This is a genomic window from Parendozoicomonas sp. 2304DJ65-17 (genome assembly GCF_058148445.1).
In genome coordinates this window covers 252,368-275,208 of the sequence record NZ_JBYVJV010000001.1, presented here as the reverse complement: position 1 = coordinate 275,208, position 22,841 = coordinate 252,368, and the positions used below count along the sequence as shown (strand labels likewise).

Sequence of the window (22,841 nt, the reverse complement as noted above, 5' to 3'; positions counted from 1 at the left end):
TTTCAACATTATGTCTGCATTCGTTGGCCGTGACTAATGGTGAATATCGATAACGGGATCTGATTCACACACTGGTGGACAGAAAACGTCACATTGTGACTCTGGAGCCGACTTGAAGCTGGCTGGCTATATTAGAAGTGTGCAGGCAGGGATAGCGGATATGCCAGGTCAAGTTGATCAAAGGATGGGCGTTCAGCCACAGGTGGCTGGGGCTCAACCACCGAAAAGCCAAAGGAAATCCTATGATCCCCGGAGTTGGGGGCCAAGGCTGGTGGCTCTGGTAAAAAGCGTACTGGGGCGTGAAACTCCACCTCAAAGTGGAAGTGAGGGGAATTCAGCCAAAGTTGATACTCCCCTTGAGATAAGAGAGATACGTCATATTGCTAACCCGGAACGGGTTAAAAAGATGCTGGCTTATCAACGCTTTCGAGATGAAGAAAAAGAAAAGGTTCATAAGTCGGAAAAACTCCCCGATGGCATTGAAGCGGTACAGATCACCAAAAAAGATTCTGAAATGCAGGTGATTGAAAATGTTGGTGCGGGGAATTATGGCACTGTAGACACTGTCTCTCCTGAGGGTTCTGGGCCTGTCAGTGTCCGGAAAGAAAACCTCGTAAAAGGTGATTGGTCTGAGTATCGAGCATTCAGAAAGGAAGAGAAATTACTCCAGCGTTTAAACCATCCAAATATTGTAAAAGCTACCAGAAAACACAAAGCTTCATTATTCAAACAGACCATGTATATGGAGTATGGAGGCACAACTCTTACAGAGTTTTTCAAGGCTCTCAATAAACCTTTGCCGCAGTATAAAGTTGGAGGAACAGAGCGTGACATACGTGCTGCGCTAAAGTCTGATCAAAGGGAACAAGCGCAGCATCGCCATAATGTATGCTCACAGGTTCTGGATGGGCTCGAATACCTGAAAGGTAAGGGCATCATTCACCGGGATATCAAACCGGATAATATACTGATTGACCAAGGGGATGGTCAGGTTCGCATTGTTGATTTCGGCATAGCCGTTGAGAAGAAGCCTTTTTCAAAGATGTCGGAACCTTCTGGTTCACCAGGTTACGTGGCTCCTGAAGTTATGGCTCTGACGATAGGTGAGACGAGAGAAGGTTATGATGAAGCTGCGGATGTGTTTTCAACAGGTTGTCTTTTCTACGAAATGATAACAGGCCAGGATTATTTACGTTTTCCCGGAAAAAATGCGGATGAGTTTTTCACTAACGCATTACCCGTTTTAAGAAGTCGCGATCTGGGTCCATGGTTAACTAAGCGTATTAACCCAACAAGAATCCCTTCGCTAACCCAAGAGGAAGCTGATCGTATGGTAGCTATGCTTACGGGAATGTTGCAATTTGATCCTTCAAAAAGATTTACCCCTGCTCAGGCTAAACAAGCTCTTCAGGGAAAGGCTGTTGAAGAACCTGAGGTTCAGCAAAACGGGGTTCAAAAAGTATTATCAAAATGGTTTAGAAAACTTGTCGGTGGCCTCTAGAAACAACCCTCTCTTTTAAGCTGCTATTTTTTGCTATTTCTGGCAGGCTTGCCTGTGAATTTTTGATCCAGTGGATTGCAGTTATGGCCCATAAAAAGATTGCAGAATTTATACCCCTGTCTATCGCGGTATTAACGGTTTCCGATACTCGCACAGAAGAAACTGACACTTCTGGTCACCTGCTGGTAGAAGGCGTTAAAGCCGCCGGACACAAGCTGGGCGACAAGGCCATTGTCATTGATGATATTTACCAGATTCGAGCTGTGCTTTCTCGCTGGATTGCCTCTGAAGACATTCAGGCAGTACTGATCACTGGCGGTACTGGCTTTACTGGTCGCGACAGCACTCCTGAAGCTGTTCTGCCTTTGTTTGATAAAGTTGTAGACGGTTATGGTGAATTGTTCCGTCAGGTGTCCTTCGAGCAGATTGGTACTTCTACCATCCAGTCCCGCGCTGTTGCCGGTCTTGCCAATGGCACCATTGTTTTTGTTATGCCCGGTTCCAATAACGGCTGCAAAACTGCCTGGGAACAGGTGATTCGTGAGCAGCTCGACAGTCGTCACCGCCCTTGTAACTTTGTTGAACAGCTAAAGCCGGGCAAGAGTGAATAATATGAGTCATCTGACCCATACCGCTGAAGGCGGCGAAGCACGGATGGTGGATGTTGGTGAAAAAGACAACACCAGCCGTGAAGCCAGAGCTGAGGCTTATATCTCTATGGCTCCTGCAACATTGCAGCTGGTACAGGAAAATGGCCTGAAAAAAGGCGATGTTTTGTCTGTTGCCCGCATTGCCGGCATTCAGGCAGCCAAACAGTGTGGCAATCTGATTCCGCTCTGCCATCCTCTGATGCTGAACTTTATTGGCGTTGAGTTTGAGTTACAGCCAGAACACAACCGTATTCGTATTGAAACCTGTTGTCGCTTAAGTGGTAAAACCGGTGTTGAGATGGAAGCTTTAACAGCTGCGTCTGTTTCTGCGCTGACCATCTTTGATATGTGTAAGGCTGTGGACAAAGCTATGTGTATTGACGGCGTGCGCGTGTTGGAAAAAAGCGGCGGCAAGAGCGGCCACTACATCGCGGATGCTGAATAGAAGGCGTTATTTATGATTAAAGTTCTTTTCTTTGCCAGCTATCGCGACCGTTTAGGATGTGACCAGCTGGAGCTGGATTCACAGGCTGCAGATATCACTGCTCTGAAAGCCGAGTTGGCAGAGCGCGGTGAGCTGTGGAAAACAACATTGCAGGATCGCAAAACTCTGGTTGCTGTTAATCAGGTAATGACCAAGGATTCTGCTGCCATTAATGATGGTGATGAGGTTGCATTTTTCCCACCGGTAACTGGCGGCTGATAGCCAAAATCGAAACTCGCATTTGTAAAAGCCGCTTTGAACCAGAGCGGCTTTTTTATATGGTTGCAGACAACCATTGATCACAGAACCTTTCTCTGGTTCACGAGCAATTTATGCAGCACCTTATTGATACGGCAAAACAACAGCTGGCAAACGGTGAGCAGCTACCCTTCTCGATTTATTCAGCCATTGGTGAGCAACGCTTACTCAATGTACCCATCATTAAACCAACAATGGTGTGTATTCTGAAAGGGTGCAAGGTTCTTGGGAGAGACTGTGAGATTGAATGCCGGGAAGGCGGTTTTGTTTTTCTCTCCAACAGCTCGGCTCTGGAAATGAGGAATATTCCTGTTGGCCCGGAATACTGTGCGCTGGTGGTTGAGTTTGATTACCAGGACTTTCAATGCTTTGAATCGAAAGCCGAAGAAGCTGAGACGTTTTTTTGCGGGCAAATCGATTCGGCACTGGAAATGACGTTGCAGCAGTTTGTTCACTGGTCATCATCAGTCCCAAAAGAAATGTGGCCAGTTCGCCGTCAGGAAATTCTTAAGCTGCTTTATCTTTCTGGTTATGAACAAGTAACTACAGTCGTAGAGCCTCCCAGCTTGACTCACAAGGTGTACGACATAATAAGTACTCATGTTGCTGATGATCTTAATGCTGACTGGTTGTCTGCAGAGCTGGCGATGAGTGAATCTACGTTGCGGAGAAAACTATCTGCGGAAGGAAGCAGTTTTCAGTCGATAAAAGACAGTGCCAAACTTGGTTATGGTCTCCATCTCGTGCAGAGCAGTAAAGATTCTATCGGGCGAATTGCCGAACAATGTGGGTATCAATCGCAATCCCGTTTTACTGATAAATTCAAACAACTCTTTGGTATTACCCCAACCGAACTCAGGAAATCCCATGTGATCGTTTGAGGCGAATGATTGACTGGTTTTGAGCTAAACGCCTCAGAGTGAGGCTTTTATCATAAGCCCACACTTAACAGCAGGCAGGGGACGATGATGAAAACATTCACTCAAACACAGGCACTGTTCTTTTCTCTTCTGGTTTCAAATGCAGCGTTTGCCAGCACGTTTTCTCTGGAGAGTAACGATATAGCTTCCGGGAAATTTATGAGCAAGGCTCAGGAGTTTCAGGGGTTTGGTTGTTCCGGTGGTAATACATCTCCTCAGCTCTCATGGTCTGGTGCTCCTGAGGGCACAGAAGCTTTTGCCATTATGGCTTACGACCCTGATGCTCCAACGGGAAGCGGCTGGTGGCATTGGCAGGTTGTGAATATTCCCAAGAACGTAACTTCTTTAGCTGCAGGTGCGGGCAGTGCGGATAAGGCATCACTCCCAGAGGGAAGCAGTCATATCGCCAATGACTATGGTGTGAAGGGTTTTGGTGGTGCCTGCCCTCCCCAAGGGCATGGAGTTCATCGTTACCAGTTTACAATTCATGCGTTATCAAAAAAATTGGAGCTGCCTGAAGGTGCTTCGGGTGCACTAACCGGCTATATGGTTAATGCTCACACACTGGCAACAAGCACTATTGAAGCATTGTACAAGCGCGACTGATTTCAGGAATAAATAAGAGTTGAGGGCCTCTCTGGTTTATTTACAGAGAGGCTTTTTTATAAGGGCTACTGGGTTAAGGGAATCAAAATAGCCTGCCGGGCTTGCTCAATATGGCTTTTATGACGTGCAGGTGCAGAGGGATCCTTCACCTTTAAACGATTCATCAAATCCAGTGCCTGAGCGTAAAGATCCCCTGCACATAAAGCTTCAAACAACCGCTCCATAACTTCGGCCTGTTCAGGCTGTAATTGGTGAGCTTTCTCCAGCGAAGTTAGTGCTTTTTCAATATCGTTCAGTTCCAGATAACAGCAACCGGAATAATACTGTGCCATTCCGTATTCATGGCTGTCTGAAGGTATCTTTTCAAAATACCGGCAAGCTTCTGAACAACGATTCAGCTGGAAAAGAGCAATAGCCAGCCCTGCCCATGCTTGCACCGGTTGTTTATCCAGTTCTATCGCCTGCTCAAAAAAGCTTACGGCTTCTTCTGGTTTTTCCAGACTGAGAAGGCACTTCCCTGTATTAATAAAACCAGCACTGTTTTGAGGGACAAGTTGCATAACCTTTTGGAAAGCTTCCAACGCATCCTGCTGCTGATGCAGTTTGCTGTGAGCAACACCAAGATTGTAATGGGCGCCGGGAAACTCAGGTACCAGCTTTGTGACCTGCTCAAACAATGGCAGCGCCTGTTCAAACTGCTCTTGCATAAGCAGCTCTATACCCTGATTGAAAAGCTTTTCAGGGTTGTGGTGTTCAGTGTTTTCCATATTGAAGCTTATTACATCCCTGCCAGATAAGAAGAAGCGGATTGCCACAGCCAGGACAAAATACAAACCGCTGTAATCAACACCATGACATTGGCCGCATTGTGAGACAGCTTCTGCAAAGACTTGTTGGGTTTCATCAGGTACGCCTCGCAGACAGTGAATTCACATGCTTTTTCGCTTTGCCCCGCAACTTCAGAATCTGCTTAAAACCTTCGCCAACCGGGCACCAGTATTTGCAGAAAAACTCGGGGATAAAGAAAGAGCCGATAACAACGGCAGGCAGGATGTACCACTGCATACCCGCGCCTTCTAGGGCAAACATCATGGAGAATGGTTCATACACACCCAGTACCGGATTGCCGGAAAGGAATGCCAGCATCAAAGCCAGCCAGAGACCAATCTTGGCTGTGTATTTCATAGCTTTAACAACCTTTGGTGAAGGCTTCAGTTTCAGGCCACTGATTTTTGCCAGTATCGCCTGCACTGCATGGAAAGGGCAGAGATTGGTGCAGTAAATATTCTTGCCCAGCAGAATGACGGCTCCCAGTGATCCACCCATCATCAACCACCAGGCCGGATTTTGGGTGAATGGTGGAATAAAGCCCTGCAAGAGTCCGGCAAAGTGCGAGATAGAAATGGAAAGATTCCACTGAAAGCCAATAAATGCCAAACCAAGCCCCAGTGACACATAGCGCAACTTCTTGTTTTTCAGAAACAGTACCAGCCAAGACAATATCAGCAGGCCGATAATGCCAAACTCTTTGATGGAGAAACTCCAGGGTTCTTGTTGCCAGTCTGCCTGCATGCCCAGTTGGGACTCGGCAAGATGGTGACTGGCCGAACGAACAGCCCGGGCAATACCATTACTTGAGATAGTTGCGCCAGACAATACATCGATATCGTTATCAGTGATAAAAGTATCGGAGACGGACTTTTCAGGATACTGGCGAAAGTAAAAGGCGTTCTCCAGTTTCTTGATATAGGCACGGGTTTCTACATGGTTAACCAGCTGAATGTCGATCAGTTTACCTTGCTCATCAACATGAGTTGCAACTGTTAGCGGGCCGCCATAGCCTTGAGCTTCTGCCAGGCTGACCCAGCTGCTTTGCCCATCTTTCACAAGCTTCCAGATGGGTGGGGAAGAGCTGATTTCCTCAATCTGATACAGACTGTATTGGCTTGCGAGCCATTGGGAGAAGTCGGGTTGATTGAAGAATTTTCCGAATACAAACGCTATGGCCAGAGACAGCCATGCTGCGATGGTCAGATATTTCGACCAGAGAGGTTTTTTTGCTCCCGGCTTTTTTTTAGCGCGTGAACACTCTTTATCAGAGCGCCCTTTACCAGAGCATTCTTTACCAGAGCAGTGCTCAGAGCAGGATTGTTGGTGCATAAACAAATAGGCTGCTTAATGGACCCCCGAAAAGGAGCCCTGATTGTTTCAATTATCAGCTTCGAGATTGCCAGGCCAGTCGTGCGCCCAGTGTGCTGATGGCGAGACCCGGCAGAAGAATAACCATTAATCCCATGCTGCCCGCCTGTGGTTCCCCTTCGAGAACAGAGCTGACAGACCAGGCGATGCCAAAGATTGTAACCGCTAACCCCAAAGCCAAAACAACGGTAGATTTCACACTGGTTTTGTGAAAATGGCGCAAGCTGATAAGGCTAACAGCCGCGAGAGTTGTTAAAGCGCCAAGGTAGAAAAACAATACTTCGATGCCGCTGAATATTCCCAGAAACATAATCTTCTCCTGTTAACTGCGACCGTCGTATTCTCGGCCGACTGGATCCCAGAACTTGTTCACCGACTCTTCGCTAAAGGTATTGCCAAAGCCGAACCAGATATCCATCTCCCGCATGAATGTATGCATAGGGCCGGGAGCGATGGTGTTGAGCTTTTCAATCATCCGGTGCTGCCAGAAATCAGGTTTATTGTATGGGCAGGACGTTATGCAGGTGGCGCAATCGGTATCGCTTTCATACCAGTAATCCCTGCATTTTTCTGCGTCGTTGTACCACTTTTTCACTCCGGGATTATGGTATGGCTTGAAGCCACCTTTTGGTGGGCCAAAAGATGTTTTCTCATCTTTATTCAAAGCATCAGCCGGGCAGGCATCGGAGCAGCGCTGGCATCGTTCGCAGAAAGACATAACTCCAAATGTTTTGGGCTTGTCGTATTCCACCAGTTCCAGATCGGTATAAACCTTGGCTAGACGAACCCGTGGGCCATATTTATAAGTGACCAGCAATCCCATACGGGAACCTTCACCAAGGCCTGCGGCGATAGCATAAGGAACGCTCAGGCCAACATCATTGCCGGTGGCTACGGCATTGTGACCCAGTTGTCGTATAAATTCGGCCAGCATTGGAGCCGTGTGAGACATACGGGCATAACCCATTGCAGTAGCCGCTCCAGAAACACCAGTCGGTGCAGCGGTCAGTGCTTCATAATCCATTTCGAACGCAAGTACGATGACGGTCTTGGGTTTGAAGGGAAAGTCGTCCCATGTGTAGGTTTTTTTAGTAATAAAGTCGTGATGGTGGGCATAGTCCCAGCGCCAGTCATGTTTGGCTATGCCAACCAGATCTGCGCCATACATTTTGGCAGTACGCTTGATGACATCTGCGGCCAGCTTGGGTGTTTTGAATTTGTAGAGTTCACCGGTTGGTTTGAAATCCCAGCCGAACTCACCCTGTCGGGGTTGGGTATACATGGACAGCCCGGTATTGCGAACTTTCCAGCTCCAGGGGGCACCGGTTAGGGCATAGTCATAACGGCGAAAACCAGGTTTGTTCTCATCAAGGGCGTGATCACTTTCCAGCCCTTTGGGTTTGCTCTGCCCGAATTTTTGGAAGTTGCTTTTCATATCAACAACGAATTCGTTGTTTTCAGGTTTGAACTGTTTGTAATCGGAGCTGACTTCCAGCGGAAAGTCATCATGTTCCATGATTGGAATTTGCGGGGAGGTGGTATCCGTTGTTTTCTGGTCATTCGCCAGAGCCGGGCCTGCCATCAAGGCTGCGCCGCCAAGCATGCTCAGCTTAAGAATACCTCTGCGACCGGGATTGTCAGGACACCCTGTCTCAGTCTGTTTACTTTTTTCTTCCATCCCCGACCTCTTTCTCAGGATGACTGCCACAATGAATTTTTCATCGTGCATTGTCGTTTTGATTATCGAGAGGGAACACTGGGACTTTCGATAGTAAGTCGATAGAGAAGAAGATTCAGGTTAATAAAAGACCATGTTTGTAGGCCTGACTTATAAGATTAGGGCGATTGCGAGCTTTAAGAAGATCTCTTAAAGCGGAAACATGATAATCCACACCTTTCTCTGTTAAATGCAAATGATCCGCAATTACTTTATTGGAATGTCCTGCTGCCATCAATTTTAAAATCTTTACGGCATTAGGATGTATTTGGCGACCATGAATGAAGTAAGGATTTAATCGATCGTGGTTTTGATCCAGTAGTTCAAGGTAGAGGTTTCGTACTTTGCGACAGAAACCGTCACCCATTTTGTTGATATTGCTCTTTAACTCCTCAGTGCCGAGAGGGCTGATAAAAACAAAGCGCACTTTCCAGTCTTGATAGCGAGGGTTGCTGACTGGAATAACCAGAGTTGAATTGATATTGAAGCGTTTATGGTATGCCCGGCATCCCCGGGGGGAGATATTAAAGTCGTAAAAAAAACCTCTCTGCCCTTCAATGGATCGGAGGTAGTTTTTGTCTTTAGCAGCAAACTGGCCGATATATCCAGTGCCGAACTCAGGTTCAACACCTTTCAGAAATGGTGCGTAGTAGCGAAGGCCAGTAGGCTCTGTGGAATCAAACAGCTTAACCTGCTCTTCTGGAGTGATATCAGTGGGAAGGCCATTCACACTGATAGACATCAGCCCGGTGTGTTCTACCTCAGATATGAATTGAGCAAGCGGGGACGACTTTTTTGATGGTTGAATCGTCAGATTAATGTCGTCCATTGATGGCATTCCGGATCATGCTGATAACGAAATTATCCGCAAAGAGTGTTCTATTGCCTCTATGTGTTTTTACTTAAACAATAGCCTGATGGTTTTCTATATTTATATTTTGGAGTTCAAAAAAATATGCTTCTCTAAGGTGAATGTTTTTTGAACTTACAATCAATTTTTTTATGTCACTCACAGCGTTTTTTTTAATATCTTCTCTCCAAAAATAAAGCTCTTCACTAATTTGTCACAAACTGTCTGAATAATCGCCAATTCGCGCACTTGCATAGTGTCGTAGTATCGTCGTGCTGGTATCAAAGAATAATAAAAAGCCAGCACCTGCGAAAAATAACAACAGACAGGACAATTCATGCTACCCCATTTTTTCCCTTCTCTTTATGGGCGTTTGTTGGGCTCAGCTCTTGCCGTTGCGACATTTGGTGCTCAGGCGGACACTCGTATATTTCTAACCAACAGCACTGGCGAACCAGTCACGTTATCTACGGCTGTATATGGTGAAAATGATGGTTACCAACAACAGGTAACGACACTGCCACCATTAGCCACTGAAGAAGTTCTTTCTATTTCAGATACCGATCACAATGCTCGGTTCGTAACAACTCTTGCTGCTACTGATACTTCACTGCAATTGGTGCAGGAGCTAAGCGGGAACTCAGTATCTGCCGGAGCCTATGGTGATGGCTTTCAGTTGCCATTATACAGCGGTAGCAACATTCGTCGTATAGATGGAGACTTCGGAGGGCAGGCTGTTGAAGTGGCTCAGAATATTGAGGGTGACAAGATCAATTATGTCATTACTCCCAAGCCTGTTGTTGTTCCGGAAACTCCCGCCAATACACTGAACCTTCTGGCATACAATGCCTGGGGAATCACAGTTTTTGGAGCCAAAAAGATTCCTGAGCGGTTTGAAGAAATCCCTGCTCATCTGAAAGGCTACGATGCCATTGTATTCTCAGAACTGTTTGATGATATTCCCAGCGATAAGCTGAGAGCGGCAATTCGTGCTGAATACCCTTATCAAACAGGTAAAGCCTTTAAAGTTGGCAAGCTGATGGAATCCGGCAACCGAATCGTTTCCCGGTGGCCGATTCTTGAAGAAGATGTGGAGTTCTACGACACCTGTGATGGTATTCAATGTGCAGCCTCCCGTGCGGTTATTTATGTAAAAATCAACAAGAAAGGTCAGCCTTACCATATTTTTGGTACTCATACCCAGTCGTCTGATGATGCGCCAAATCGTGCGGCTCGAATGGCACAGATTGCGCAGATGGGTGAGTTTGTGCGCTCCAAAAACATTCCCGCTGATGAGCCTGTGTTAATGGGGGGAGACTTTAATGTTAACAAGCTGACCCTGCCTCAGGATCGTGAGCAGATGCTGATCAGCCTGAAAGCTGTTGAGCCAGCTAACACTGGGTTGACTGCTACTTATGACAGCCGGGTGAATGTCTGGGCCGATGCTCCCTTTGTTGAGTATCTCGATTATGTACTCTATGGCAGGGATAACCTGAATCCGGTTGAGTCTGTAAACTATGCCTTTGCGCCTCGCAGCAGTGCCCCTAGCCTGTGGGGAGAGTGGGATCTCTCTGATCATTATGCAGTGAACGGTGCTTTCAAGTTTCCAACAGCGGCCGAACCTTCGCGTTCTCTTTTCCCTTACGATGGAGACATTGTGCATTTCAAAACCCGTAATGGTCATTACATGAGGGCTATGAGTGGTGGTGGCAGTTTTATTTCTGCAGGTTCCAGCCAGATTGGAACCTGGGAAAGTTTTCAGGTTGTACAGGTTGGATATAACAAGATTGCGCTGAAAGCCCGTGACGGTCATTTTGTTCGTCTTGATTCCAAGCTGTTTGGAACTTTGAAAGTTAACGGTACCAAGATTGGAAGCCGTGAAACTTTTGAAATTACTGATCTTGGTAACGGGCGAGTTGCATTACGAGCGGCTAATGGTCGTTATCTGCGAGCAGACTTCGGTGGTGGTGCTGGTTTGAGTGCCGGCTCATGGTCGATTGGTTCAAAGCAGACTTTTGAAATGATTCGTCCTTAATCTAAATACCTCCCTTCTCTCTAATTCAGGGAAGGGAGGTATTTTTTTATCAGGCCATGATTGATGTTGGTTTGCCCTCCAGAACCTCAATAACTTCGTTTAAAAGATCTTCTTTCTCTTCGTTAGTCATTGGGTGGCTGCAGGCTCCTGGCTTGGTGTAGTTGATCAAAAGCTTTCTTGTTTCATGGTTGCCTGGTAAGTACTGCAAAAGAACTGTGCGGAAGCACAGTGCGCCGAGATCAATGGTCATTCCAGCGGATTCCCAGCTCCCTCTTCTTTTTTCACTGATTGGCTCTTCGAACACACAGGATTCAAATGTTACATCTTTAATGATTGTCTCGTCGCCAAAGCAGGACTTGGGATCTGTTTTTTTCAGAGGAAGCCAGATGGCATTTCTGCGTGGTACCCGCATGTCCTCAAAAGATAAATAAACTTCTACATTGTCGTTACTGTTTCGTGTAAGCCAACTATTACTGCGGGTAAACAAAATACTGCTTCCAAAAGCATCAACGTATTGGCTTCGTTCGCTGCCTTTATAGACAGGAACTATTTTAAATTTTTCAGGAAGGTAAATATTTATGGATGGGTAGACATTAGAACTGTATGAATTTTCGGTCACTACAATCTGTTTTTTTGCACCACACCCTGCCATCAGCAATGACGCAAACAAAACGACTACAAATTTTCTCATTATAAATTCTTCTGTCTTTTTTTTGTTAATTGAATTACCGATTTTAATGTTGAATGCATAATTTGAAAGAAAATTTTCGAAGGTGTTTTTATTGTGTCGGAATTTGTTGTGAGCTGTTGATAGGTTGGTGAATGCCGTACCACTATGGTGGTAATTCCTTTGTGTGCTTTCTATACCTATTGTCGTATATCAGTACAAAGCCCTTACATTTCATGTGTGATTATTGTGCCAGCAAATAGTCATCGCTGGCGCATATTATCACCCGTGAAGAATTGCCATGTCTGACACTATTAAACGTGTGTTTAGCTCCGTTCTGGGCCGTCGTACCTTTATGAAATGGAGTTCAGCTGCAGGCGGTGCCGCCGCAGTTATGGGTTCCGGCTTACCTTTCAAAGCCGTTGCTTCCAATAAGAAAACAAGTGAAAAGAGTACAGATAAGGTTGTCTGGTCTTCCTGTACTGTGAACTGTGGCAGCCGCTGCCCGGTTAAAATGCATGTCTCCGATGACGTGATCAAATGGGTTGAAACCGATAATACCGGTGACGACAAAGAGTGGGGTGAACACCAGGTTCGTGCCTGTTTGCGTGGCCGCTCTATTCGTAAGCGCGTATACAACCCTGACCGCATCAAATACCCAATGAAGCGTGTGGGCAAACGTGGCGAAGGCCGCTTTGAGCGCATCAGCTGGGATGAAGCTTTGGATACCGTTGCCGGCAGCCTGAAGCGAATTGTTGGTGAATACGGTAACGAAGCCGTATATCTGAACTACGGTACCGGTACTCTGGGCGGAACTGTGACCAAATCCTGGCCGCCTTCCAGCACCATGGTTGCCCGCTTGATGAATGCCTATGGTGGTTACCTGAACCACTATGGTGACTACTCCACAGCCCAGATCGCTGTTGGCCTGCCTTATATGTTTGGTGGTAGCTGGGTGGGTGGTAACTGTGTGACCGATATTGAAAACACCGAGCTGGTGGTTTATTTCGGTAATAACCCGGCCGAGACTCGCATGAGTGGCGGCGGTGTTACCTATCATCTGCAGGAAGCCCGCCGTCGTAGTGGCGCTCGCATGATCTGTGTTGATCCGCGTTTGACTGACACTAACCTGCTGGGTGAGAAAGATGAGTGGGTGCCTGTTCGCCCTGGTACCGATGCTGCATTTGTAGCCGGTATGGCTTACGTGATGATCATTGAAGACCTGGTGGATCACGAATTCCTGAATCGTTACACCATCGGCTACGACGAAAACTCTCTACCTGAGTCTGCTCCCAAGGGGGCCTCCTGGGTGTCTTACATCAAGGGTAAGGGCGAAGACAAAACGCCGAAGACGCCAGAGTGGGCAGCAAAAATCTGTGGTGTTCCTGCCAAGACTATTACCCGTCTGGCCCGCGAAATTGCCGGTGCCAAGCCTTGCTATATCGCTCAGGGCTGGGGTATGCAGCGTCACGTCAATGGTGAGCACAGCTGCCGTGCAGTTTCCATGCTCTCTGTAATGACCGGCAACGTAGGTATTCACGGTGGTAACACCGGTGCCCGTGAAGGCGGTTACTACATGCCGTTTGCTTCCTTCCCCAAGCTGAGCAACCCGGTGCAGGCGTCTATCCCCATGTTTATGTGGACAGATGCCATTATCCGTCATGATGAAATGACTGATAAAACCGACGGTATCCGTGGTGTTGAAAAGCTTACCTCACCTATCAAGTTTATCTGGAACTACGCCGGTAACTGCCTGGTGAATCAGCACGGCCAGATCAACCGTACCCACGAGATTCTGGCAGACGACAGCAAGTGCGAAATGATTGTGGTGATTGATAACCACATGACTGCTTCTGCCCGCGTTGCCGACATTCTGTTGCCAGACCTGACCATCGCTGAGCAGATGGATTTCGCCACTCAGGGCAGTGCCGGCAACATGGGATACGCCATCTGCTGCAGTCAGGCGATCAAGCCTCTGCACGAATGTCGCCCGGTTTACGATATGTGTGCCGATATTGCCGAACGTCTGGGTGTGAAAGAGAAATTCACCGAAGGTCGTACCCAGCAGCAATGGCTGGAGTTTATTTACTCCAACGCCCGCAAGAACAACCCGGAATTGCCAGACTTCGCGACCTTTGTTGAAAAAGGTATTGTGAAGAAAAAGAACCCTGGTCAGCCTCATGTTCAGTACAAGGCATTCCGTGATGATCCAGAAGCCAATCCACTGGCAACACCATCTGGCAAGATCGAGATCTACTCCGAGCGTTTGGCAGAGTTGTCCAAGAGCTGGACTCTGAAAGACGACGAATACATCAAGCCTCTGCCTGAGTATGTATCCATGTGGGAAGGCCACGAAGCCCCTCATGCAGACAAATACCCGCTGCAGATGTTTGGTTTCCACTACAAGTCCCGCACCCACTCCACCTACGGCAACGTTGATGTTCTGCACGACGCTAACCGTCAGGAGATTCTGGTAAACCCAGTTGATGCCAAAACTCGCGGCATTAACGACGGTGACACGCTGAAAGTGTGGAACGACCGTGGCGAGATTCGTGTGGTAGCGAAAGTATCCCCACGCATCATGCCTGGTGTTGTCGCCATGGGGCAGGGCGCCTGGTACACACCAAATAAAAAAGGTGTGGATATCGGTGCCTGTATGAACACCCTGACCACGCAGCGGCCTTCTTCCCTGGCAAAGGGAAATCCGCAGCACAGTAACCTGGTGGAAATCGAGAAGGCCTGAGTGGGAGTCTGACGAATGCAATACGGATTTTATATCGACAGCAGCCGCTGCACTGGCTGTAAAACCTGTGCAATGTCTTGTAAGGATCGCTACGACATCGGTACCGATCGTGACTGGCGTCGTGTGTATGAATACGGCGGTGGTGACTGGAAACAGGGTGAAGACGGTAGCTGGGAAAACGATGTGTTTACCTACTACATGTCTATCAGCTGCAACCATTGTGATACGCCAGCCTGTACTAAAGCCTGCCCAACTGGCGCTATGCACAAGCGTGAAAAAGATGGTCTGGTTGTAGTGGATCAGGATCGTTGTGTGGGTTGTCAGTACTGTTCCATGGCCTGCCCTTACGGTGCGCCACAGTATGACGCTGAAAAGAAAGTGATGAGCAAGTGTCACGGCTGCTATGAGCGCCTGGAAGAAGGCAAGAAGCCAATCTGTGTGGAATCCTGCCCACTGCGGGTTCTGGGTTTTGGTCCTGTGGAAGAACTGCGCAAAAAGTACGGCAATGAAGCCAGTATCGCGCCTCTGCCAAGTGCCAAGCAGACTAACCCGAACCTGATTGTAACCGCCAGCGCTTCCGCTAAGCCAAGCGGTGACCATATCGGTAGCGTACAGAACAAGCGGGAGGTGAAGTGATGGAAAACATGTCTCTGGTAATTTTCACTGTATTCGCACAGTGTGCCGCAGGCCTGTTTGCTGTAACCGGTCTTACTCAGATGCGTTCCAACCTTGATCTGCGTACAGGTCAGGTGATGGCTCTGAATAAGGGTTACATCATTGCTCTTGTTGCTCTGGCTTTTGCCATGGTGGCATCCACGACTCACCTTGGTCAGCCTCTGCGAGCCATGAATGTGATGTACGGACTGGAGCATGCGTCTCCACTGAGCCTGGAGATTGTTTCTGTCAGTGCTTTTGGTGGTGTTCTGTTCCTGTTCACTGCTTTGCAGATGCGTAGCCAGAAAGAAAGCACAGTCGGCAGTTGGTTGTTGTTACTGGGCATTGTTCTGGCTATTGGGCTGGTGCAAGCCATTGCCAATGTTTACACCCTGCCAGCGGTTGGTGCCTGGGATACTCCCCTGACTTCCATGCAGTTCTACCAGAGTGCGCTGGCAACTGGCAGCAGCCTGGCAGCCATGTTGTTCTTGCGTCGCAATGATCGCTTAGGTGATCTGAAAGATATGGCGCGTAAAGTGATTGGTTGGGCGGGGTTAATCGCTATTGTTCTGCTCACCTTGGTCACTGTACTGTTCCTCCAGCGTCTGGTTGACCTCGGTATTATTTACGGAATGGGCGATAGCGCCGCACTGGCTGTATATCTCCATGCTGGTTTGGTTCTGGCTGGCCTGTTGTGGTGGGTTGCTCCAGCTATTCGTGGTCACGATGCCCGTTTCAGCGCCTTTATCGGTTTTGTTCTGGTGCTGGGCGGTGAAATTCTGGAACGCATTTTCTTCTACGACTTACTGCAAACTCAAGTGATGTAAATATGGCAGATAACCGATCCTTACAGGAGCAACTGGCCCGTTTTGTTATTGCCGGGCGGGTCTTCTGGCAGCTCTGGCACCGGCCTCTGCAAATGGAATCCGCTGAAGAACTGGATGAACTTCTGGCCGAGTGGCCTCTGGCTGCAGATCAGCCAGACGTTCAACAAGGTCTGGCGTTGATGCGTGCAGGTTTAAAAGCTGACTCTCAGGCGCTGAAGTTTGATTATGCCGATCTGTTTGTTGGGCCTGACCGTTTAAAGGCGGCTCCCTGGGGATCGGTTTATCTGACCGAAGAACAGACGACTTTCGGTGATACGACACTGGCCGTGCGTGACTTCTACCGCCAGAACGGTATGGAACTGGAAACTGATGAGCGCGAACCAGACGACCATATTGGTTTGATGTTTGCGTTTATTGCCTGGTTAGGAGAGCAGGGGCTGGCTTTGGATGATGAACAATCTGTTCAGCCGGTCTTCTGTACCTTACGTGCATTTTTAAGTGAGCACTTGCTGACTTGGGCTCCACGGCTCTGTGAGCTGGTTCAGGAGCATGCTGTTACAGACTTCTACAAAGGTCTGGGAATGCTGACAGCGGGTGTACTGCAGGCAATAGCCAAAACCGTTGATGCCGAAGCTGATAAAGTGCGGTTATACCGTTAATGGCTGATCTGGAAGTAGCAGAAGAACAATCCTCAGGCATAAGTCGTCGGGGATTATTCCGTATGCTGGGCGGTCGCTCTGAAGCAGAAAATGTGAAAGAGAAAATCGTGCCGGAAACCCCTTTGCCCAGACCACCCTGGGCTAGGGATAACCGCAGTTTTCTGGCCCTGTGTGATCGTTGTACCCTGTGTCAGGATATTTGCCCGGAGCGTGTTCTTAAACCTTTGGTCAGCGATGAAGAGGCCCTGAATGGTGTCCCGCTTCTGAACCTTGATTATGGCGAGTGCACCTTTTGTGGCAAATGTGTAGAGGTATGTCCAACAGGGGCTCTGGATCGCGAATTGGGCAGTAAGGTTCAGGCTGTGGCAGTGGTAACTGGTCAGTGCAGCAGAACCCTTGGAATGCCCTGCGATATATGCGCGGATAGTTGCCCGGAGCAGTCTATTACTTTGGCAGATAAATCTGCCCCTGTGATTGATGCCCAGAGTTGTACCGGTTGTGGCGCTTGCTCACTAAGTTGTTACAGCCGTGTGTTTGAGATTCAAAAGATAAGCCAGTAGAGGTTTTTGATATGGGATTTGGTGGTATCAGCATGCCTCAGCTGCTGATTGTTCTGGCTATTGTTGTTGTCCTGTTTGGCACCAAGCGTCTTGGCAGCATGGGTGAAGATCTTGGGGAAGCCCTGAAAGGATTCCGTAAGGCCATTAAGGATGAAGATGAAGAGAAGAAAGGCGAATAATGTCTTTCACACCCTGTTTTCCGACAGGGTGAATCCTTTTAAATATCGGCGAATAGATTGTCGATGGTCACCTGAACCATGTCTGATAATCTGTTTTGTTGTTGTGTCAGGGGGTCTGTTCCCCTCAGAGATTCACTGATCAGTACCGCCAGATCACTGGTTAAACAGGGACTGCCTTCAAGCGATTCCGTAAGAAGTTCAGAGTGTTCTCTGGCCGCTCTGGAAATAAAATCCTGAGCCGCGGCTCTTGCTATGGTTGCTGCTTCTTTATCAGTCGCCAGACTGATAATTTTCTTTTTCCCCTCAAGATCCGCTCTCAAAAGCTGGCAGAATATTTTGTCATCCGCACCTTCACTGTATAGCTCCAGCACCTTTGAATATTCGGGATATTCCAAAGCTTCTCTCATTAATACCGGTTGTGCTTTTTTTGCATCAGCGCGAAGAAGTTCTGTGCGCTTTGGCCCGAGGAAATAAATACCGCCTTTTGCGTAAAGACAATCCCGCACCAAAGCCCCATTACCTTCAAGACTGGCATATAGAAGCTGAACAAATTTATCTGAAGATTGTGCAGCGGCCACACGGGCAAGGGCGTGATGAGCAGTGTAACTATTAACGGGTTTGCAGCTGAGTATGCGTCGGTAGGTCTGGTCATTCCAGTCTGATACCAGCTCACACTTTGTCGTGTGTTCATCAATTTGCCCGAGAGTTCGGCGGCGGGCATTGTTTATTGCGCTTGATAGCTGAACAAAACGTCGCTGGGCAGAATGAATTTCCTCATCCTGTAACCCGCACTGCTCCAGCATCTCTCGCCAGTCATCCCAGCTGTGTTGGCAGAACACCTCTGCAAATGTCGCGTCAAATAATAGGGGGCGATGTTTTGGGCCCTGGAATCCAGTTTGAAAAAGAACCCCTTCAGAAACACCGGTAAACTGGCAGCCAAAACAAAGGTCATTGTCGATACAAACCGGCTCGTAATCTCCGTTCGGCAGCAGGCGGTAACGGATGTTGCCAAGGTGCCGATCAACCTGACCGGTTAATAAATCAAGAATATGGATGATAGCCATTTTCCTTTGCATGCCGGGCGTTGAAAAATCAATGTTCAGGTTTGCCTGAGCGATTTTATGAATGCGGTAGAGCTTGTTGCTTCGCGCCAGCCCGGCAAGAAATTCATCGTGGCTGTTCAGGTGTATTTTTTTGCTGCGAAACATACTGGCAAGGCCCTGAATGTTATGGGATTCCAGGCATGCAGAGAGTTCCTCAATATGATCAGAAGGAACCTGAATATGAATCCTGTTTTCCAGCTCTTCATCTATCAGCATCGTAGCCAGTTCTTGGTAGGACGCTATCTGGGCGCGAGTGAAAACATCTAAATCTTTTTGTCTGGCCTGATCTTTCATCTCGAAATGCTGGCCAAGATCGGCTTGTTTGCTTTCAATCTCTCTGATCAAAGCCATAAGGTCGGAATCATCCACCCGTCTTCGTTCCGTGTGCAGGGCTTCTTCGCCTTCAATAAAATCCTGAGCCAGACAGGGAATGCCGTTCACCAATACCAGCTGTGTTCCCGGAACTAATGCCGTTTGTTCCAGACGTTTTGCGGTTTCATAAAACGAACGGGAGCGTATGCCAAAACGGGGATGCTCTTCCGGGATACCAGAAAATGTCATCGGTTCTGTGGAATCAGCTTTAACGCAGAGAGGTTTTGCGACTATGTCGAGCCCTTCTCCCGTTACCCTCATAAGCGTGGACATTGCGCCACTGGCAAAGTTGGGCACCAGCGTGTGCTCACCCCCATGCTCTGTTGTAACCAGATTGGTGATGGGGTTTTTTACGTTGATGTGTAAAGTTTTACGGAGAGTGGTTTCCAGCTTTCTTCGCTTACGCCGGCAAAGCTCTTCCAAATCGGTATAGCTTTTGTTTTTTGCCTGAAGAAATACTGAATTTATTAAACAACAAAATTTTGAGGTTGCGTGCAGTTGCACTTGCTCGCAGGCATCTTCACAGGTGGTTTTGTATTCGTGCTCTGCATCCCACAGTTGTTGGCACAGTTGATTGCGCAGCTCTATATCTTTTGGCTCGTCACAGGCTACGGTGTTTAATCGACATTCTTCAATCGAAGCGTGAAAAGCCTGTCGGGTAAGGTGAGGCAGGGAACTGGCTGAATCTGTGGTTCTGTTACGATGAGGCGGTGATCCAACAGTAACGGGCATTTCCAGCGCAGAGGCAGAACTGGATTTCAGGAATGGATGCTGCCTTTCCGGTGTTTGGGATACTCTGTCCCTTGACCCCTTTCTGGTAGGGACCGTTGCAGAGTTTGGCCTTCGTTTTGCTCCTTCCATGTAGGTATCCCACAGTATCAGGATGATAAATGGGATAGATTTAAAAAGGTTGCTCTCAGGAAGTCAGTAACCAGAAGGTTAGGAATATCAGGGAATGAGTATTAAACAAAAACTATTCAGCTTCTGTTCACCTTTGAACTGATATCGTTATCACTATCCCATAGTGAGCCCTTTATGAACCGTTATGCATAACAAGTTTCTCCGCAACAGGCCGTTGTTACTGATAGCTGTATTTCTGGCAGGTTGCCAGTCGGCACCTGATCATCCACTGTTTCTGGCATCAGATGTTCAGCCGGTAAGTCAGTACACTTCGTTCAAGGAGTACGCATCACTTGTTGAGAGTGAAGTTGCCGAGAACCGGTATTTTCTAACGGATAATAAAGATGAGGAACTTAAGGCTAATCTGCCTTTTGAGCTGAAGCCCGATGCTTCTCCCGCTGAGAGTAAAGGCATTTTGCTGATTCATGGGTTAGGAGATTCCCCCTGGTCATTTGTGGATATTGCCCCTGAGCTGGCAGAACAAGGTTTTCTGGTAAGAACGGTTTTGCTCTCCGGTCATGGAACCCGCCCAGGGGATATGATCAATGCTGATTTTGATGATTGGCAGTCGCTGGTAGATAAACAGGTTGCGCTGTTAAAACAAGATGTTGATGAAGTTTATCTCGGAGGGTTCTCCACAGGAGGAAACCTTGCTTATCTGTATGCCGCTGAAGACAAAGACATCAAAGGCTTAATGCTGTTTTCACCTGGATTTCAATCCAATGAACCATTTCTGTTCTTAACCCCGGCATTGGCTCAGTTTCAGGACTGGATAATGGTTAGTGATCCAGAGTCTGCCACTAACTATGCCCGTTACAGAACCACATCAACCAACGGTTTTGCACAGTATTACTGGAGCAGTAAAGAAACACTGGAAACTTTGGATCAGAGCACGTTTAAACGGCCAGTGTTTATGGTGTTGACAGAACACGACAGTGTTTTGGATACCCAGGCAATTAAAGAACTATTCGCAACCCGCTTTACCAATCCAGACAGTCGACTGATGTGGTTTGGCTCAACTCCTTCTGGAGAAAGCGGAAGAATTATCACGGTGAACAGCCGCATACCTGAAATGCGGGTTAGCAGTATGTCTCATATGGGAATGCTGTTCTCTCCAGATAACCCCTACTACGGCATCAATGGCAGCGAACGGATTTGTCATAATGGTCAGGAAGTGGAAGGTGCTGAACAATATTGTTTAAGTGGGAAGCCTGTCTGGTATGGTGCTTATGACTACAGGGAAGAGGGTAAGATTCACGCACGGCTGACTTTTAATCCGGTTTTTGATCAGATGATGAATGAGATCACCGAGGTGTTTGATCTTACAACACCATAAAATCAGAATTTGGGGTTGAATGCGTTGTCTATTTCTCAGTGATATAGGCAACGCGTTCAACCAGATGTTTAGAGTTTTAATCTGGCTCGTATTCGGTATTAGTCGCCTTATCGATAACTCTATCGACTAGATCGTCAAGCATATCGTTGTATTGATGCTCATTATCCGGCAAAGGAAGATCGTTCTTTTTACTGTATTTCTCAACCTCTTCACGCAGTTCACTTTTTAGCTCTTCTGTATTCACACTATCATTGGATTTAAGACTTTCATGGGGGACTTTTCTTGGCCACTCTCCCTTGAATTCCCACTCAAGACTGCCAAATAAACTTGTTACATCACCACCTGCCCAGCATGCACCTTCGCAGGATTTTATAAATTGATTACATTGCTGGCCTGACCAGGTGTCGGTTCTGTCAATGTGAGCATTATCATCCATCAAAGGGTGATAAATCGTGCGCCCATCCTGCTGAATTTCCCGAGCGGCTACACGTATTATGGCTGTCACGTAATAGGGATGGCGAGGTAGCTTGTAATAAGATTTGGGTACAGCGCCGCCATCGCCATTAAAGGCACTCAAATCATCTGATGCATGACGAAAACACATAATATAACCCGCTACGCTACGACCACTGTCATCGGTTTCGTCAGCGGTATATTGGTAGTAAACCGGTATATGTACCCGGGAATTAGACTGGTCATCAGGGTCGTATGCATAAGCACTGTGGGTGCCATAGTTTTCAGGGTCGTAACCTAATCGTGCAGCATAATCTGCGGCATCCCCTTTGCGTATATGCTTAAAGTCACCGTTTCCCGTGCTTTTGCGTGCGGAATGCTTGTGAATTGTTTTTACCTTATCAAGGTTTGGGGTTCCGCTTTCTGCAGCAAAAGCAGCACTGCCTGATGTAATACAAATGGCAAGCAATGTGTGGGTTAACGCGTGGGTAAGGGGGGGGAGTGAAAAACGTTATTGTAACTTTTTATGTTAGGCATAAAGACTCCGCATACTACGTTGAGCCATATAAGATGGCTGTAGCCTGGATAGGTTGCCGGTGATTTTGTGATATTTTTGTATCTGTTTGTTGGAATCTTCAGAGCTGAGTAGAGTTTGTAACGAATCACACTAGCTATTAAAAAGTTTAGAAACTGCCTTTTATAAAGGTGAAGATTTTAAAGGCTTATCGGAAGTGGTAATAATTAATCAAGGAATTATGTAGGTTTATATTTCTTAATTAAAAATGAAACGATTCATCTAAATAAAAGAACAGTATTATGTTTTTTATAAAGGGCGAATAACTTCACAAAAATAACAGTGATTTTTTTATTAAAAGTGATTTTTGTCACATTATTTCTAGTAATGACCAAACTCCAGTTTGGTGTGGTTTGCTAACTCTTTCTGCTACTACTTTTTATTGTGAACTATCTCACGTCTCTATATTAATGATTTGATTGATACTGCATTTGATAAGCAAGTCCACGTTCTAAATCAGTGCTATTCCAGACATTTAAACGGGTCGTGTCCTCAAATCAAGAAAACTGAAAATTGGTTGCTGGAAAAGATACTTCAATCAGGACTTTGTTGTTCTCGCTGGCGAATTCTGTCAATCAAACAGGAGATGTTTAT

At 47.2% G+C, this 22,841-nt stretch carries 23 protein-coding genes; 14 read left to right on the top strand and 9 right to left on the bottom strand.

Annotation, left to right across the window (positions count from 1 at the left end):
• The first annotated feature begins 160 nt into the window (after positions 1 to 160).
• From ACY2RR_RS01255 to ACY2RR_RS01230, 6 genes are all read left to right on the top strand, one after another.
• Positions 161 to 1,501 (top strand): serine/threonine-protein kinase, encoded by a 1,341-nt coding sequence (locus tag ACY2RR_RS01255; protein ID WP_490106314.1) that lies wholly within the window; start codon positions 161 to 163, stop codon positions 1,499 to 1,501.
• Positions 1,502 to 1,584: 83 nt separating this feature from the next.
• A complete protein-coding gene (gene moaB, locus ACY2RR_RS01250) occupies positions 1,585 to 2,112 on the top strand; it encodes a molybdenum cofactor biosynthesis protein B (protein ID WP_490106313.1) in 528 nt (175 codons plus the stop codon).
• Position 2,113: 1 nt separating this feature from the next.
• Positions 2,114 to 2,596, top strand: coding sequence for a cyclic pyranopterin monophosphate synthase MoaC (moaC, locus tag ACY2RR_RS01245; RefSeq protein ID WP_490106312.1), 483 nt, complete (start codon positions 2,114 to 2,116; stop codon positions 2,594 to 2,596).
• Between the two features lie 12 nt (positions 2,597 to 2,608).
• The gene (moaD, locus tag ACY2RR_RS01240) at positions 2,609 to 2,854 is read left to right on the top strand and encodes a molybdopterin synthase sulfur carrier subunit (RefSeq protein WP_490106311.1); all 246 of its coding nucleotides are present in this window, start codon (positions 2,609 to 2,611) and stop codon (positions 2,852 to 2,854) included.
• 113 nt (positions 2,855 to 2,967) lie between these two features.
• Positions 2,968 to 3,774 carry a helix-turn-helix transcriptional regulator gene (locus ACY2RR_RS01235; protein ID WP_490106310.1) on the top strand — a complete coding sequence of 269 codons (807 nt, stop codon included), beginning with the start codon at positions 2,968 to 2,970 and terminating at the stop codon, positions 3,772 to 3,774.
• 84 nt (positions 3,775 to 3,858) lie between these two features.
• Positions 3,859 to 4,419, top strand: coding sequence for a YbhB/YbcL family Raf kinase inhibitor-like protein (locus ACY2RR_RS01230; RefSeq protein WP_490106309.1), 561 nt, complete (start codon positions 3,859 to 3,861; stop codon positions 4,417 to 4,419).
• A 65-nt stretch (positions 4,420 to 4,484) separates the two neighbouring features.
• On the opposite strand, the gene ACY2RR_RS01225 is transcribed toward ACY2RR_RS01230, so the two are convergent.
• The 6 genes from ACY2RR_RS01225 to ACY2RR_RS01200 form a co-directional block, all read right to left on the bottom strand.
• A complete protein-coding gene (locus ACY2RR_RS01225; protein ID WP_490106308.1) occupies positions 4,485 to 5,186 on the bottom strand; it encodes a tetratricopeptide repeat protein in 702 nt (233 codons plus the stop codon).
• An 11-nt stretch (positions 5,187 to 5,197) separates the two neighbouring features.
• Entirely contained in the window at positions 5,198 to 5,323 is a 126-nt protein-coding gene (locus tag ACY2RR_RS01220) for a hypothetical protein (protein ID WP_490106307.1), read from the bottom strand.
• Entirely contained in the window at positions 5,323 to 6,579 is a 1,257-nt protein-coding gene (locus ACY2RR_RS01215) for an FMN-binding protein (RefSeq protein WP_490106306.1), read from the bottom strand. Before ACY2RR_RS01215 ends, ACY2RR_RS01220 begins: the two co-directional genes overlap by 1 nt.
• Positions 6,580 to 6,634: 55 nt before the next feature.
• A complete protein-coding gene (locus tag ACY2RR_RS01210) occupies positions 6,635 to 6,928 on the bottom strand; it encodes a hypothetical protein (protein WP_490106305.1) in 294 nt (97 codons plus the stop codon).
• A 12-nt stretch (positions 6,929 to 6,940) separates the two neighbouring features.
• On the bottom strand, positions 6,941 to 8,296 hold the full coding sequence (locus ACY2RR_RS01205; protein WP_490106304.1) for a reductive dehalogenase: 1,356 nt from the start codon (positions 8,294 to 8,296) through the stop codon (positions 6,941 to 6,943).
• Positions 8,297 to 8,411: 115 nt separating this feature from the next.
• On the bottom strand, positions 8,412 to 9,164 hold the full coding sequence (locus tag ACY2RR_RS01200) for a response regulator transcription factor (protein ID WP_490106303.1): 753 nt from the start codon (positions 9,162 to 9,164) through the stop codon (positions 8,412 to 8,414).
• 358 nt (positions 9,165 to 9,522) lie between these two features.
• Here ACY2RR_RS01200 and ACY2RR_RS01195 point away from each other — a divergent pair, with 358 nt between their 5' ends.
• Complete coding sequence (locus tag ACY2RR_RS01195; RefSeq protein WP_490106302.1) at positions 9,523 to 11,220, top strand: endonuclease/exonuclease/phosphatase family protein; 1,698 nt, start codon at positions 9,523 to 9,525, stop codon at positions 11,218 to 11,220.
• Positions 11,221 to 11,269: 49 nt separating this feature from the next.
• On the opposite strand, the gene ACY2RR_RS01190 is transcribed toward ACY2RR_RS01195, so the two are convergent.
• A complete protein-coding gene (locus ACY2RR_RS01190; RefSeq protein ID WP_490106301.1) occupies positions 11,270 to 11,911 on the bottom strand; it encodes a putative periplasmic lipoprotein in 642 nt (213 codons plus the stop codon).
• A 277-nt stretch (positions 11,912 to 12,188) separates the two neighbouring features.
• On the opposite strand from ACY2RR_RS01190, the gene ACY2RR_RS01185 reads away from it, so the two are divergent.
• The 6 genes from ACY2RR_RS01185 to tatA are packed head-to-tail and all read left to right on the top strand — an operon-like array spanning position 12,189 to position 17,509.
• Complete coding sequence (locus tag ACY2RR_RS01185; protein WP_490106300.1) at positions 12,189 to 14,630, top strand: DMSO/selenate family reductase complex A subunit; 2,442 nt, start codon at positions 12,189 to 12,191, stop codon at positions 14,628 to 14,630.
• Positions 14,631 to 14,645: 15 nt separating this feature from the next.
• On the top strand, positions 14,646 to 15,266 hold the full coding sequence (locus ACY2RR_RS01180; RefSeq protein WP_490106299.1) for a DMSO/selenate family reductase complex B subunit: 621 nt from the start codon (positions 14,646 to 14,648) through the stop codon (positions 15,264 to 15,266).
• Positions 15,266 to 16,111 (top strand): dimethyl sulfoxide reductase anchor subunit family protein, encoded by an 846-nt coding sequence (locus tag ACY2RR_RS01175; protein WP_490106298.1) that lies wholly within the window; start codon positions 15,266 to 15,268, stop codon positions 16,109 to 16,111. The genes ACY2RR_RS01180 and ACY2RR_RS01175 overlap by 1 nt, the downstream gene beginning before the upstream one ends.
• 2 nt (positions 16,112 to 16,113) lie before the next feature.
• Complete coding sequence (locus tag ACY2RR_RS01170; RefSeq protein WP_490106297.1) at positions 16,114 to 16,770, top strand: TorD/DmsD family molecular chaperone; 657 nt, start codon at positions 16,114 to 16,116, stop codon at positions 16,768 to 16,770.
• The gene (locus tag ACY2RR_RS01165) at positions 16,770 to 17,330 is read left to right on the top strand and encodes a ferredoxin-type protein NapF (protein WP_490106296.1); all 561 of its coding nucleotides are present in this window, start codon (positions 16,770 to 16,772) and stop codon (positions 17,328 to 17,330) included. Before ACY2RR_RS01170 ends, ACY2RR_RS01165 begins: the two co-directional genes overlap by 1 nt.
• Positions 17,331 to 17,341: 11 nt before the next feature.
• Complete coding sequence (gene tatA, locus ACY2RR_RS01160; protein WP_490106295.1) at positions 17,342 to 17,509, top strand: twin-arginine translocase TatA/TatE family subunit; 168 nt, start codon at positions 17,342 to 17,344, stop codon at positions 17,507 to 17,509.
• A gap of 38 nt (positions 17,510 to 17,547) precedes the next feature.
• On the opposite strand, the gene ACY2RR_RS01155 is transcribed toward tatA, so the two are convergent.
• Positions 17,548 to 19,845 carry a hypothetical protein gene (locus ACY2RR_RS01155; RefSeq protein WP_490106294.1) on the bottom strand — a complete coding sequence of 766 codons (2,298 nt, stop codon included), beginning with the start codon at positions 19,843 to 19,845 and terminating at the stop codon, positions 17,548 to 17,550.
• Positions 19,846 to 20,029: 184 nt separating this feature from the next.
• Here ACY2RR_RS01155 and ACY2RR_RS01150 point away from each other — a divergent pair, with 184 nt between their 5' ends.
• On the top strand, positions 20,030 to 21,220 hold the full coding sequence (locus tag ACY2RR_RS01150; RefSeq protein ID WP_490106293.1) for an alpha/beta hydrolase: 1,191 nt from the start codon (positions 20,030 to 20,032) through the stop codon (positions 21,218 to 21,220).
• A gap of 76 nt (positions 21,221 to 21,296) precedes the next feature.
• On the opposite strand, the gene ACY2RR_RS01145 is transcribed toward ACY2RR_RS01150, so the two are convergent.
• Entirely contained in the window at positions 21,297 to 22,142 is an 846-nt protein-coding gene (locus ACY2RR_RS01145; RefSeq protein WP_490106292.1) for a hypothetical protein, read from the bottom strand.
• Between the last annotated feature and the right edge of the window lie 699 nt (positions 22,143 to 22,841).

Bases quoted from the DNA above. Each gene is read 5' to 3' on its own strand.
- moaD (WP_490106311.1), top strand. From the start codon at position 2,609: ATGATTAAAGTTCTTTTCTTTGCCAGCTATCGCGACCGTTTAGGATGT.
- ACY2RR_RS01170 (WP_490106297.1), top strand. From the start codon at position 16,114: ATGGCAGATAACCGATCCTTACAGGAGCAACTGGCCCGTTTTGTTATT.
- ACY2RR_RS01195 (WP_490106302.1), top strand. From the start codon at position 9,523: ATGCTACCCCATTTTTTCCCTTCTCTTTATGGGCGTTTGTTGGGCTCA.
- moaC (WP_490106312.1), top strand. From the start codon at position 2,114: ATGAGTCATCTGACCCATACCGCTGAAGGCGGCGAAGCACGGATGGTG.
- ACY2RR_RS01180 (WP_490106299.1), top strand. From the start codon at position 14,646: ATGCAATACGGATTTTATATCGACAGCAGCCGCTGCACTGGCTGTAAA.
- ACY2RR_RS01155 (WP_490106294.1), bottom strand. From the start codon at position 19,845: ATGGAAGGAGCAAAACGAAGGCCAAACTCTGCAACGGTCCCTACCAGA.
- tatA (WP_490106295.1), top strand. From the start codon at position 17,342: ATGGGATTTGGTGGTATCAGCATGCCTCAGCTGCTGATTGTTCTGGCT.
- ACY2RR_RS01200 (WP_490106303.1), bottom strand. From the start codon at position 9,164: ATGGACGACATTAATCTGACGATTCAACCATCAAAAAAGTCGTCCCCG.
- ACY2RR_RS01225 (WP_490106308.1), bottom strand. From the start codon at position 5,186: ATGGAAAACACTGAACACCACAACCCTGAAAAGCTTTTCAATCAGGGT.
- ACY2RR_RS01150 (WP_490106293.1), top strand. From the start codon at position 20,030: ATGCATAACAAGTTTCTCCGCAACAGGCCGTTGTTACTGATAGCTGTA.
- ACY2RR_RS01185 (WP_490106300.1), top strand. From the start codon at position 12,189: ATGTCTGACACTATTAAACGTGTGTTTAGCTCCGTTCTGGGCCGTCGT.
- ACY2RR_RS01205 (WP_490106304.1), bottom strand. From the start codon at position 8,296: ATGGAAGAAAAAAGTAAACAGACTGAGACAGGGTGTCCTGACAATCCC.
- ACY2RR_RS01230 (WP_490106309.1), top strand. From the start codon at position 3,859: ATGATGAAAACATTCACTCAAACACAGGCACTGTTCTTTTCTCTTCTG.
- ACY2RR_RS01165 (WP_490106296.1), top strand. From the start codon at position 16,770: ATGGCTGATCTGGAAGTAGCAGAAGAACAATCCTCAGGCATAAGTCGT.
- ACY2RR_RS01255 (WP_490106314.1), top strand. From the start codon at position 161: ATGCCAGGTCAAGTTGATCAAAGGATGGGCGTTCAGCCACAGGTGGCT.
- ACY2RR_RS01175 (WP_490106298.1), top strand. From the start codon at position 15,266: ATGGAAAACATGTCTCTGGTAATTTTCACTGTATTCGCACAGTGTGCC.
- ACY2RR_RS01235 (WP_490106310.1), top strand. From the start codon at position 2,968: ATGCAGCACCTTATTGATACGGCAAAACAACAGCTGGCAAACGGTGAG.
- moaB (WP_490106313.1), top strand. From the start codon at position 1,585: ATGGCCCATAAAAAGATTGCAGAATTTATACCCCTGTCTATCGCGGTA.
- ACY2RR_RS01215 (WP_490106306.1), bottom strand. From the start codon at position 6,579: ATGCACCAACAATCCTGCTCTGAGCACTGCTCTGGTAAAGAATGCTCT.
- ACY2RR_RS01220 (WP_490106307.1), bottom strand. From the start codon at position 5,323: ATGAAACCCAACAAGTCTTTGCAGAAGCTGTCTCACAATGCGGCCAAT.
- ACY2RR_RS01190 (WP_490106301.1), bottom strand. From the start codon at position 11,911: ATGAGAAAATTTGTAGTCGTTTTGTTTGCGTCATTGCTGATGGCAGGG.
- ACY2RR_RS01210 (WP_490106305.1), bottom strand. From the start codon at position 6,928: ATGTTTCTGGGAATATTCAGCGGCATCGAAGTATTGTTTTTCTACCTT.